The sequence below is a fragment of the Mycobacterium gastri genome, assembly GCF_002102175.1.
Lineage (GTDB): Bacteria > Actinomycetota > Actinomycetes > Mycobacteriales > Mycobacteriaceae > Mycobacterium > Mycobacterium gastri.
On the sequence record NZ_LQOX01000055.1, the window covers coordinates 61682 to 74254 of the forward strand.

The 12573-nt window shown below is 64.3% G+C and carries 6 protein-coding genes and 1 pseudogene; 5 read left to right on the forward strand and 2 right to left on the reverse strand.

The window, feature by feature from the left end; all coding sequences use genetic code 11:
* Positions 1 to 23: 23 nt before the first annotated feature.
* From AWC07_RS04035 to dnaE, 4 genes are all read left to right on the forward strand, one after another.
* Positions 24 to 1049, forward strand: coding sequence for an SDR family NAD(P)-dependent oxidoreductase (locus tag AWC07_RS04035; protein WP_036420152.1), 1026 nt, complete (start codon positions 24 to 26; stop codon positions 1047 to 1049).
* A gap of 4 nt (positions 1050 to 1053) precedes the next feature.
* A complete protein-coding gene (locus tag AWC07_RS04040) occupies positions 1054 to 1857 on the forward strand; it encodes an SDR family NAD(P)-dependent oxidoreductase (protein WP_036419716.1) in 804 nt (267 codons plus the stop codon).
* Between the two features lie 719 nt (positions 1858 to 2576).
* Positions 2577 to 3008, forward strand: coding sequence for a type II toxin-antitoxin system Rv0910 family toxin (locus AWC07_RS04045; RefSeq protein ID WP_036419718.1), 432 nt, complete (start codon positions 2577 to 2579; stop codon positions 3006 to 3008).
* A gap of 67 nt (positions 3009 to 3075) precedes the next feature.
* Positions 3076 to 6627, forward strand: a complete 3552-nt coding sequence (gene dnaE, locus AWC07_RS04050) for a DNA polymerase III subunit alpha (protein WP_036419720.1) — start codon at positions 3076 to 3078, stop codon at positions 6625 to 6627.
* A 7-nt stretch (positions 6628 to 6634) separates the two neighbouring features.
* Here dnaE and AWC07_RS04055 read toward each other — a convergent pair whose 3' ends face one another.
* Positions 6635 to 9049, reverse strand: coding sequence for a methyltransferase domain-containing protein (locus AWC07_RS04055; RefSeq protein ID WP_244187482.1), 2415 nt, complete (start codon positions 9047 to 9049; stop codon positions 6635 to 6637).
* 112 nt (positions 9050 to 9161) lie between these two features.
* Positions 9162 to 11080: pseudogene (locus AWC07_RS04060) on the reverse strand (PPE domain-containing protein).
* A 386-nt stretch (positions 11081 to 11466) separates the two neighbouring features.
* On the opposite strand from AWC07_RS04060, the gene AWC07_RS04065 reads away from it, so the two are divergent.
* A complete protein-coding gene (locus AWC07_RS04065; RefSeq protein ID WP_036419744.1) occupies positions 11467 to 12450 on the forward strand; it encodes an NAD-dependent epimerase/dehydratase family protein in 984 nt (327 codons plus the stop codon).
* The last annotated feature ends 123 nt before the right edge of the window (positions 12451 to 12573 follow it).

Consider the following 12573-nt stretch of genomic DNA (forward strand, 5'->3'; position numbering starts at 1 on the left):
ACCGCCATCAGGAGCGACGACCGATGAATCTTGGTGACTTAGCCAACCTCGTTGAGAAGCCGTTCGCGACGGTGTCCAACATCGTCAACACGCCGAACTCCGCCGGGCGATATCGGCCCTTCTATCTGAGGAATCTGCTCGACGCGGTGCAAGGCCGGACACTGCGCGACGCGGTTGAGGGCAAGATCGTCCTCATCACCGGCGGGTCGTCGGGGATCGGCGAGGCGGCCGCGAAGAAGATCGCCGAAGCCGGGGGCGTGGTGGTACTGGTCGCGCGAACCCGGGAGAACCTGGAAAAGGTCGCCTCGGACATTCGGGCAATCCGCGGCAATGGCGGGGCGGCGCACGTGTACCCGTGTGATCTGTCGGACATGGCCGCCATTGCTACGATGGCCGACCAGGTGCTCGCCGATCTGGGACGGGTCGACATTCTGATCAACAACGCGGGCAGGTCAATTCGGCGCTCGCTGGAGCTGTCCTACGACCGGATTCACGACTACCAGCGGACCATGCAACTGAATTATCTGGGTGCGGTCCAGCTCATCCTCAAGTTCATTCCCGGCATGCGGGAACGCAAGTTCGGGCAGATCATCAACGTCTCCTCGGTCGGGGTGCAGACTCGGGCACCGCGCTTCGGCGCCTACATCGCCAGCAAGGCCGCCTTGGACAGCCTGTGCGACGCGCTGCAAGCCGAGACGGTCAACGACAACGTCCGGTTCACCACGGTGCATATGGCCCTGGTGCGGACGCCGATGATCAGCCCGACCACGATCTACGACAAATTCCCCACGTTGACCCCGGATCAGGCGGCCGGTGTGATCACCGACGCGATCGTGCACCGGCCGCGACGGGCAAGCTCGCCATTTGGCCAGTTCGCGGCTGTGGCCGACGCCGTCAACCCGGCCGTCATGGACCGGGTACGCAACCGGGCGTTCAGCATGTTCAGGGATTCCGCTGCGGCCAAAGGAGGCGAATCCCCAACGGACACTACAGAACTCGACAAGAGAAGCGAAACGTTCGTCCAGGCGACCCGAGGGATACATTGGTGACATCATGAGTCTTCCTAAACCGAACAAGCAGGCCACCGTCGTCATCACCGGTGCTTCTTCCGGTATCGGAGTCGAACTGGCTCGCGGTCTGGCCCGCCGCGGCTTTCCGCTGATGCTGGTGGCGCGACGCCGGGAGCGCCTCGAGGAGCTCGCTCATCAAATGCGCGGGGAATTCTCGGTAGGGGTCGAGGTTTTGCCGCTCGATCTGGCCGATGCGCAAGCCAGAGCACAGCTGGCCGATCGCCTGGGTACCGACGAGATCGCCGGTCTGTGCAATAGCGCGGGCTTCGGCACCAGCGGCCGTTTCTACGAGCTGTCCCCGGAACGCGAGAGTGAGCAGGTCACACTCAACGCGCTGGCCCTCATGGAACTCACCCGCGCCGCACTGCCCGGCATGGTGGAACGTGGCGCGGGTGCGGTGCTCAACATCGCATCGATCGCCGGCTTCCAGCCGATTCCGTTCATGGCGGTGTACTCGGCATCCAAGGCCTTTGTCCTGACCTTTTCCGAAGCAGTCCACGAGGAACTACACGGCACCGGTGTGTCGGTGACGGCGTTGTGCCCGGGGCCGGTGCCTACCGAGTGGGCCGAGATCGCCAGCGCCGAGCGGTTCAGCATTCCCATCGCGCAGGTGTCGCCGCGTGAGGTCGCCGAAGCCGCGATTGCGGGGATGCTGGCCGGCAAACGCACTGTGGTGCCGGGCGCGGTGCCCAAGTTGGTCAGCACCGGCGGCAGATTCGCACCGCGTACCCTGTTGCTGCCCGCGATCAGGATCGGCAACCGGCTGCGTGGGGGACCCGGTCACTGAACGGCGACATCGGTCTCACTGGTCACATCAGTCTCTGAGCGGGTAGGCACGCGATTTGCCCACCTCCGCGCGACAACTGGCAGCCGTGCGTGTGCGCGCGCTCCCGGGTTGTCGCTCACAGCGGTCATGGGGCTGCGCCCGATGTGGGGAGACGGAAATCGCGTGCCGGTGGGGTTGGGTCGGCGCCTGGCGGCGTCGAGTGTGCCGTGGGGTTTTTCGGGTGTGCGTTGGCGGCGCCGAGTGTGTGCTGGCGGTGCCGAGTGTGCGTCTGTGGCATCGACATTGCATCCAGGGCGGTGATCGGGCCATTCTTACGCCCTGGACGCACAGTCGACGTTACAGACGCACAGTCGATGCCATAGGCGCACAGTCGACGCCATAGACGCACACTCGACGCCATAGGCGCACGGTCGACGCCACAGGCGCACAGTCGAAACGGCGGCATGACAATCGATTCGGTGAGCACGTGACACATCCCCCGAACGCTGGCCATCACAAGAGGACTCGTTGACAAGCATTCCTGGTCACCCTGAATTGTCGCTAGGCTAAGAGCCGGGCAAGAAGGGGATCCATTGCGGGCGGAGACTTCTGTGGCGGATGTGACCACGCCTTGACGTAAGGCATGATCCGACAGCTTGGCGGGTCGACGTGTCCGCCCAGGTGCGGCACCTCGCGGGCGGCCGCCCGGCCCGCATCATTGCCACCGTTAGGCTCGTGCGATGGCTTCTGTTGAGATGACCGCCGACGTCCCGATGACCCCCCACGACACGTGGGAGCACGTTTCCAATCTGGCGGAGTTGGGCGACTGGCTCGTGATCCACGAGGGATGGCGCAGCGAGCTGCCCGACGAACTGAGCGAGGGCGTCGAAATCGTGGGTGTGGCCCGGGCGAAAGGCATGCGCAACCGGGTCACGTGGACGGTGACCAAATGGGACCCGCCGCACGAGGTTGCGCTGTCCGGCTCCGGCAAGGGCGGCGCCAAGTACGGCGTCACCCTCACGGTCACGCCGACCACGGACGGATCCAGCCTCGGCTTGCGCCTCGAGCTGGGCGGTCGTGCGCTGTTCGGGCCGGTGGGTTCCGCAGCCGCCCGAGCCGTCAGGGGCGACGTGGAAAAGTCGCTGCAGCAGTTCGTCGAGCTGTATGCATAGCGACCACAAGACACACTCTGCGACACGCCCGAAAGCCGTCGGTGCTCGGTCATAGACTGGCGTCCCTATGAGCGGTTCATCTTCGCGGTCCTTCGTGCACCTGCATAACCACACCGAGTACTCGATGCTGGACGGTGCCGCGAAGATCAACCCCATGCTGGCCGAGGTCGAGCGGCTGCAGATGCCGGCGATCGGCATGACCGATCACGGAAACATGTTCGGCGCCAGCGAGTTCTACAACTCGGCGACGCAAGCCGGGATCAAACCGATCATCGGCGTCGAGGCGTATATCGCGCCCGCCTCACGCTTCGACACGCGGCGCATCTTCTGGGGCGACCCGAGCCAGAAGTCCGATGACATCTCGGGGAGCGGCTCCTACACCCACCTGACGATGATGGCCGAGAATGCCACCGGCCTGCGCAACCTGTTCATGCTGTCGTCGCTGGCATCCTTCGAGGGCCAGCTGAGCAAGTGGTCGCGGATGGATGCCGAGCTCATCGCCGAGCACGCTGAGGGCATCATCATCACCACCGGCTGTCCCTCCGGTGAGGTGCAGACCCGGCTTCGCCTCGGCCAGGAGCGTGAGGCGCTGGAGGCGGCGGCCAGATGGCGCGAGATCGTCGGGCCGGACAACTACTTCCTCGAGCTGATGGATCACGGGCTGACCATCGAACGGCGAGTCCGCGAGGGACTGCTGCACATCGGCCGTACCCTCAACATTCCGCCGCTGGCCACCAACGACTGCCACTACGTGACCCGCGACGCGGCCCACAACCACGAAGCGCTGCTGTGCGTCCAAACCGGCAAGACCCTGTCGGACCCCAACCGCTTCAAGTTCGACGGCGACGGCTACTACCTCAAGTCCGCCGCCGAAATGCGCCAGATCTGGGACGACGAGGTCCCCGGCGCCTGCGACTCCACGCTGCTGATCGCCGAACGCGTGCAGTCCTACGCCGATGTGTGGACACCGCGTGACCGGATGCCCGTCTTCCCGGTTCCCGACGGCCACGGTCCGGCGTCCTGGTTGCGCCACGAGGTGGCCGCCGGGCTGCGCCGCCGATTCCCCGACGGACCACCCGAGGGCTACGTCACCCGCGCGGACTACGAGATCGATGTGATCTGCGCCAAAGGTTTTCCGTCCTACTTCTTGATCGTCGCCGACCTGATCGGCTACGCGAAGTCGGTGGGCATCCGCGTCGGACCGGGCCGCGGCTCGGCCGCCGGCTCCCTGGTCGCCTACGCCCTGGGCATCACCGACATCGACCCGATACCGCACGGTCTGCTGTTCGAGCGGTTCCTCAACCCCGAGCGCACGTCGATGCCTGATATCGATATCGACTTCGACGACCGCCGCCGTGGGGAGATGGTGCGCTACGCCGCCGACAAGTGGGGCCACGACCGGGTAGCCCAGGTCATCACCTTCGGCACCATCAAAACCAAAGCGGCGCTGAAGGACTCGGCCAGAATCCACTACGGGCAACCCGGCTTCGCGATTGCCGACCGGATCACCAAGGCGCTGCCGCCGGCCATCATGGCCAAGGACATTCCGCTGGCGGGCATCACCGATCCGGCCCACGAGCGTTATAAGGAAGCCGCGGAGGTTCGCGGCCTGATCGAAACCGACCCGGACGTCCGCACCATCTACCAGACCGCACTCGGCCTGGAAGGCCTGATCCGCAACGCCGGCGTGCACGCCTGTGCGGTCATCATGAGCAGCGAGCCGCTGACCGAGGCCATCCCGCTGTGGAAGCGGCCGCAGGACGGGGCCATCATCACCGGCTGGGACTACCCGTCGTGTGAGGCGATCGGCCTGTTGAAGATGGACTTCCTGGGTCTGCGCAACCTGACGATCATCGGCGACGCGATCGACAACATCAAAGCCAACAAGGGAATTGATCTCGACCTGGAATCGGTGCCGTTGGACGACAAGCCCACCTATGAACTTCTGGGCCGCGGCGACACCCTGGGTGTGTTCCAGCTCGATGGCGGGCCGATGCGCGACCTGCTGCGCCGCATGCAGCCAACCGGCTTCGAGGACATCGTCGCGGTGCTCGCCCTGTATCGGCCCGGCCCGATGGGGCAGAACGCGCACAACGACTACGCCGACCGCAAGAACGGCCGACAGGCGATCAAGCCGATCCATCCGGAGCTGGCCGAACCCCTCGAGGAGATCCTGGCCGAAACCTACGGCCTCATCGTCTACCAAGAGCAGATCATGCGCATCGCGCAGAAAGTGGCCGGCTATTCGCTGGCTCGCGCCGATATTCTGCGCAAGGCGATGGGCAAGAAGAAGCGCGAAGTGCTCGACAAGGAGTATGAAGGCTTCGCACAGGGCATGCAGGCCAACGAATTCTCCTCCGGCGCCATCAAGGCGCTGTGGGACACCATCCTGCCGTTCGCCGACTACGCGTTCAACAAGTCGCACGCCGCCGGCTACGGCCTGGTCTCCTACTGGACGGCCTACCTCAAGGCCAACTACCCGGCCGAATACATGGCCGGCCTGTTGACCTCGGTGGGTGACGACAAAGACAAGGCCGCCGTCTATCTGGCCGACTGCCGCAAGCTGGGCATCACCGTCTTGCCGCCGGACGTCAACGAGTCCGGGCTGAACTTCGCGTCGGTGGGCGAGGACATCCGCTACGGCCTGGGCGCGGTGCGCAACGTCGGTGCCAATGTCGTCGGCTCGCTGATCCAAACCCGCAACGACAAAGGCAAGTTCACCGACTTCTCGGACTATCTGAACAAGATCGACATCTCGGCGTGCAACAAGAAGGTCACCGAGTCGTTGATCAAAGCGGGGGCGTTCGACTCGCTGGGCCATGCTCGCAAAGGCCTCTTCCTGGTCCACACCGACGCGGTGGACTCGGTGCTGGGCACCAAGAAGGCCGAGGCGATGGGACAGTTCGACCTGTTCGGCGGCAATGATGACGGGACCGGCAGCGCAGACCCCGTGTTCACCATCAAGGTCCCCGACGACGAGTGGGAGGACAAGCACAAGCTGGCCCTGGAACGAGAGATGCTGGGCCTGTATGTGTCCGGGCATCCGCTCAACGGGGTGGCCCACCTGCTGGCGGGCCAGGTCGATACCGCAATTCCGGCGATCCTGGACGGTGATGTGCCCAACGACGCGCAGGTGCGGGTCGGCGGCATTCTGGCGTCGGTCAACCGCCGGGTCAACAAGAACGGAATGCCTTGGGCCTCAGCACAATTGGAAGACCTCACCGGTGGAATCGAGGTGATGTTCTTCCCGCACACCTATTCCAGCTACGGCGCCGACATCGCCGACGACGCGGTGGTGCTGGTCAGCGCCAAGGTCGCGATCCGGGACGACCGCACCACCTTGATCGCCAATGAGCTTGTGGTGCCCGACTTTTCCAACGCCCAGGTGCAGCGGCCGCTGTCGGTCAGCCTGCCTACCCGGCAGTGCACGTTCGACAAGGTGAGTGCGCTCAAGCAGGTGCTGGCGCGCCACCCCGGCACCTCGCAGGTGCACTTGCGGCTCATCAGCGGGGATCGGATCACCACGCTGGAACTCGATCAGTCGCTGCGGGTGACGCCCTCGCCGGCATTGATGGGGGACCTCAAGGAGCTGCTCGGTCCGGGGTGCTTGGGCGGTTAGCGCCCAGTCAGCCGCCAGATCGCAGCGCGAAAAGTTCCGGATGGACCATGTCCAACGGCCCGGTCATGGTGGGCCATCCGTGCTCCTGGGCGACGTCGTCGGTGGCATAGACGAGCACGTTCTGCCGGTACCACCACTCGCACCGGGTGTCCCACCACAGCCGGCCGCGGAGGAGGTCGTAGGGCCGGTAGCCATGGGCGGCAAACAGCGCCGCCCAGAAGCTCGGCCACCTCTCGTTGACATGACCGGTTCCGCCCTGGCCGGGGATCGCCGCCGAAAAGACGATCACGTCGCCGTGTCGACACAGGCTGTCGACGAACGTCTGGGCGGCCTCCGGCGGCAGGTGCTCAGCCACTTCAAGGCAGGTGACTAGGTCGAATCGACGACCCAGGTCCAACGGGGTGGTCAGGTCATGGTCGATGAAACGGTCAGCGGGGATGCACAGCTGAGCGCGCGGGACGTAATCGCCGTCCACCCCGATGGCGTCCGCGCCGCTGTCCAGCCAGGTCGCGACCCAACCGCCGACCCCACAGCCGACGTCGAGGACCGAGCTGGGCCGGGTCAGCTCGGCCAACATCGGCACCATCACCGTGGCGGAGGCGGACGATCCCGCGGCCTGCCCGTCGTAGAACGCCGGGGTGTACAGAGTGGTTCCGCTACTGTCGCCGGCGATGCAGAGCACCTCGTCGAGGCTGGCCGTGCGCATCCCGGCCGCGGTCGCCCGCCGCCCGAGTTCGGTGATGGGGTCGATACCGCCGGCCCGGTCCAGTCGTTCTGTGTCGAACATCGCCGGGCCGTGCGCAATCTCGTCGGTGAGCAGGTATCGGCCGGCCTCAGGTGTTCGGCGCACCGCCTGCTCGGGTGCGCTGGCGCCGGTCAGCTTGACGGCATCGGCGACGTTGATGCCCACCTGGAACACCTGCGGCTCGGCATCGAGGACCGCGGTGAGGCGGGTGATCAGGTTTTCGGGTGCGAAGAATCGCCAGCCCTGGCCCAGGTGTAGCCAGAACCGTGCGTCGATCTGGGCGCGGATTTGCCCGAGCTGAGCGCCGACGCGAACAAATTCGAGGAATTCGTAACGCTGACATAGCTTTTCGCGGTCCGGGCCGGACAGGCCGGTATCGATGACCAGGAAGCGTCCGACCCGCGAGACGTCGGCGCAGCAGCGCAGAAACGAGTTCAGTGTGTGCTCGGCGCTCGCCCGATCCGGCCCGGCGACCAGGCTGACGACCACCCGGGCGTCGCGTTGGCCCGGGCGCGGCAGGGACGCCAGCAGTGCGGGGTCGGGGTAGGCGGACGCTGCCTCGATCATCCTCGGCGCGCAAATGTCGCGGTTTTCGGCGATCCGTTGGCGCTCGTTCTCCGGGAGATCGGATCGGGCCAGCAGACGTCGCCACAGGGTGAACGCCTCGGCGTGCTTGCCGATCCAGGATGCGCAAACCGCCAGCTCATCGGTGATGCGCCAGCTGTAGATGTCCGCGCGGACAAACAACATGTCCTGGTCGGGGAACGGGATCTCGGCGGCACGCTTGGCGAACTCGTAGCCGAGCTGGTAGCACCCATCGGTGCGGTACTGGGCGGCTATGGCAAACAACGGCTCGGCTCGGGTCGGCCGAAACTCCCAGGCCCGCAGGTAGGCGTCACGTACCTCAGGCCACGGTTCCTTGAGGTGGCCCATCGACACCGCGACCCGCCACAACGCGTAGTAGGTCTCCTCCTCCCAGCCGCCCATCTCGGCGCGGCGCGCATACCAGGTGCGCGCGTTGGCGAAATCGCCAAGGTCGTAGTAGCTCTGAGCCAAATAGAAGACCGACCGCGCGTCCGCGGGGTTGCGTTCAACCTCGGCCAGCAACAGATCACGGTCGCGCGCATATTTCTGCCCAGACAAGTTGCGGGCACCGCGTTGACGATCTTCGATGTGGTACTCGCCCTGCAGGCGCGCCTCCACGTAGCAGTCGAAGTCCCAAATCGGGGCCTCGTGGGTGAGGCCCACCCACCGCACCCGCACTCCGTCGCGGAACAGCTGCGAGCGATAGTAGCCGTGGGCATTGCATACGTAGCGCACCCAGTAGACGTCGGCATCCAGGCCCGCGAAATCGGGTGTGCCCACCAGCAAGTCGTCTGCGTCGACCACCCAGACGTAGTCGCCATGACCTTGGGCGAGGGTCAGTGCCTCGGTGCGGTTGTCGCCGAAGTTCCGCCACGGACGTTCGTGCAGCCGTCCGCCGATGCCCAGGCGGGCCATGTGGTCGCGGATGAGGTCCTGAGTCCCGTCGTCGGAACCGGTGTCCACGATCACCCACGAGCTGATGTAGGGCACCACCGAGTCGAGTGCCTCGGCGACGATGTGTGCCTCGTTTCGCACGATCATGTTGAGGCAGATCGCCGGGCGCTTCGAGCGCCCTGCCCCTGGGTCGGACACGGCAAAATCGTACTCAGTAATCGCGCACGGGGTTACGGACATGCGCGGCGAGCAGAGACCTCTAGGCGATGCGTGGACCGGGGTGCTTGGGGGTTACGGCCCGGGTCGATCGTTAGTGTAAGAGGCCCGACGAGTTATCGTCGGCATTGATCAGCCCCGAAACAAAATTGCCCAGGTTGGCGAAGCCGGAGTCATGGCTGCCTGAGTTGAAGATGCCCGAATTGTGAACTCCCGTGTTTACGAACCCAGAGGCCAGGGACATGCCGACGCTGACGCCCGTGTTTCTGAAGCCCGACATGTAGTTGCCGAAGTTCTCAATCCCGGCGTCATAGCTGCCTTGGTTCTGCAGGCCCGCGCTGCCACTGACTGGGACTTCGTTAGCGTCGTTATCGGCGCCGGAGTTATGGTCACCGGTGTTTGCGTAGCCCGAGTTATTGGTGCCGGTGTTGAGCCAGCCCGAGTTCGCGACGTTCTGGTCGACGGGGCTAGCGAGACCGGTGTTGAGGTTGCCCGAGTTGATGGCGCCGGTGTTGATGTTGCCCGAGTTGGCGAAGCCGGTGTTGGTGTCGCCCGCGTTGAAACCGCCGGTGTTCGTGCTGCCCGCATTGAAGCTGCCGAAGTTCGTGTCGCCCGAGTTGAAGCTACCCCAGTTATGGCTGCCCGAGTTGAAGCTGCCGGTATCGCCGACGCCCGAGTTTGCCAGGCCCGTGTTGGTGCTGCCCGAGTTGAACAAGCCGGTGCTGTCGGCCCCCGAGTTACCGATGCCCGAAGTGACGTCGCCCGAGTTGAACAAGCCCGAGCTGAGGTGACCCGAATTGAAAAAGCCTGTGTCGAGGTTTCCGGAGTTCCCCAAGCCGAAACTTATGAGCCCCATTCCCCGGCCGGAGTTAAAAATGCCGATGTTTCCGTTACCCGAGTTAAAGAAGCCGATGTTGTCGTTGCCCGAATTTCCAAAGCCCAGATTTCCGGTGCCGGAGTTCCAGACGTCGAAACCGATTTGGTTGTCCCCCGAGAGTCCGAACCCGATGTCATTGTTACCCTTATTACCGAAACCGACATTTCCGCTGCCGGTGTTGCCGCTGCCGATGTTTCCCGAGCCGGTGTTGCCGCTGCCGAAGTTTCCCGAGCCGGTGTTGCCGCTGCCGAAGTTCGCGTTGCCGGTGTTCCCGCTGCCGATGTTTCCAGAGCCGCTGTTGCCGACACCGAAGTTGTGATTACCTGCGGTGAGCCCCGGCCCCGAGTTCCCACCACCAAAGTTTCCATTGCCGATGTTGCCGACGCCCAGATTGAGATCGCCGATGTTGCCGCTGCCGGGGTTGAAGTTGCCGGTGTTGCCGCTGCCGGGGTTGAAGTTGCCGGTGTTGCCGCTGCCGGGGTTGAGATCGCCGGTGTTGCCGCTGCCGGGGTTCAGATCGCCGGTGTTGCCGCTGCCGGGGTTGAAATTGCCGGTGTTGCCACTGCCCGGATTGAGCGTGCCTTTGTTGCCCAGGCCCACGTTGATGTTCGGCAGGTTCGACAGCAATTGCTGCCACGGCGTTAACGCGCTTGCCGCCGCGGTGGCGCCCGCATGATAGCCCGACATCGCGGCCACATTTTGAGCCCACATCTGCTCATAGCTGGCCTCGGCGGCCGCGATGGCCGGAGCGTTTTGGCCGAACAGGTTCGACACCACCAGCGATATGAAATCGGCCCGGTTGGCGGTAACGAGCCAAGGGGGGCGGTCGCGGCAAACGCGGTTTCGTAGCAGAGCGTCGCCAACCTGGCCTGCTGCGCGGCCTGCTCGGCGTGGGCGGCTACCCCCGCCAACCAGCAGGCATAACCGGCGGCCGCGGCGGCCATTGCCGCCGACGCCGCGCCTTGCCACGATCCGTTGGCCAGTCCCGAGGTCACCGAGTCAAATGAGCCGGCGGCCGCCTGCAAGTCGGCGACCAAGCTATCCCAGGCCGTCGCCGCCGCCAGCATTGGCCCGGATCCCGCGCCGGCATACATCAGCGCCGAGTTGACTTCTGGGGGCAACACAGCAAAATTCACTACCACGGTCCTCTCGGTTGATCTCGGCCACACGGGCGTCGCCGGGAGGTGGCTGCCACCGCAATCGCATGCACCAGCGATCGACGGCGGGCAGGCACCCCCAGCAGAAAATACGGCACCGCGCCTCCGCCGCTAACCGAAGTAACGTGCGCGTAACGTGTTGTGGCTCAGTCCCGATCGCCTGCCGCCGTCGGCGCCGAAGAGGTCGCTGACCTCGACACGGTGAGCGGGCGTGGCGGCTCCAGGGAAGCACACTCATCACTGCATCTTCGCGTCAGGCACCGCGGGTTTCGTAGGGAGTTTCGTGAGTCGAATCGGATCGCTGACTTGGTCGCGAGCATCGATTAGGCTCACGCCTTACCGATGACATGCGAGGGGCGAACCAGATGGAAATACTTGTCACGGGGGGCGCAGGCTTCCAGGGAAGTCATCTATCCGAGTCGCTACTGGCCGACGGGCATTGGGTCACCGTTCTGAATACGTCATCGAAGAGTGCGACCCGAAACACGAGTGACTTTCGTTCGCACGAGCGAGCGGCCTTTATCTCGGGTTCGGTGACCGATGGAGAAACGGTCCATCGCGCGGTGCGCGATCACCACGTCGTTTTTCATCTGGCCGCCAATATCAACGTCGACCAGTCTCTCGGTGAACCAGAGAGCTTTCTCGAAACCAACGTCATGGGGACCTACCGTGTGCTAGAGGCGGTCCGGCGCTATAAGAACCGGTTGATTTACGTGTCAACCTGCGAAGTGTACGGTGACGGACACAATCTGCAGGAAGGCGAGCTTCTTGACGAGACAGCGGAGCTGAAACCGAACAGCCCATACGGCGCCTCCAAGGCAGCGGCCGATCGGTTGTGCTACTCCTACTACCGCTCCTATGGTCTTGACGTCACGATTGTTCGGCCATTCAACATCTTCGGGGTGCGCCAGAAAACCGGACGATTCGGTGCGCTGATTCCACGACTCGTCCGTCAGGCCATCAACGGCGAAAACCTCACGATCTTCGGCGACGGTTCGGCAACACGCGACTATCTGTACGTAAGCGATATCGTCAATGCATACAAGATTGTGTTGCAAAACACCGCGCTTCGCGGACAGGCGATCAATTTCGCGAGCGGCAAAAACACCCGGGTGAAGGACATCGTCGAGTACATCGCCGGAAAGTTCGACGCCAAGATCGCCCGCCGCGAAGCACGCGCCGGCGAAGTCGCGCGCTTCCCGGCCAACATCGATCTCGCAAAGAGCATCGGATTCAGGCCCGAAGTCGGCATCTGGGAAGGCATTGACCGCTATATCCACTGGGCGAAGGATCAGCCGCAATACGCCTACGAACAAGACGGGTTCAGCGGCGTCTTGTCTCCCCGGTGATCCCCGCGATTGCGGGTCTGGGGGAAAAGTGCGTCTTGGCCCAGTTCGCCGCAGTTAGGCTGTGAAGGTTGCATTCCACAAGCGGCTGGCGTTGTGGCGCGTTCAGGGAGCAAGGAAATTGAA

What these genes read in the sequence shown, in the direction of transcription:
- AWC07_RS04035 (WP_036420152.1), top strand. Translation starts at nt 24, where the DNA reads ATGAATCTTGGTGACTTAGCCAACCTCGTTGAGAAGCCGTTCGCGACG.
- AWC07_RS04040 (WP_036419716.1), top strand. Translation starts at nt 1,054, where the DNA reads ATGAGTCTTCCTAAACCGAACAAGCAGGCCACCGTCGTCATCACCGGT.
- AWC07_RS04045 (WP_036419718.1), top strand. Translation starts at nt 2,577, where the DNA reads ATGGCTTCTGTTGAGATGACCGCCGACGTCCCGATGACCCCCCACGAC.
- dnaE (WP_036419720.1), top strand. Translation starts at nt 3,076, where the DNA reads ATGAGCGGTTCATCTTCGCGGTCCTTCGTGCACCTGCATAACCACACC.
- AWC07_RS04065 (WP_036419744.1), top strand. Translation starts at nt 11,467, where the DNA reads ATGGAAATACTTGTCACGGGGGGCGCAGGCTTCCAGGGAAGTCATCTA.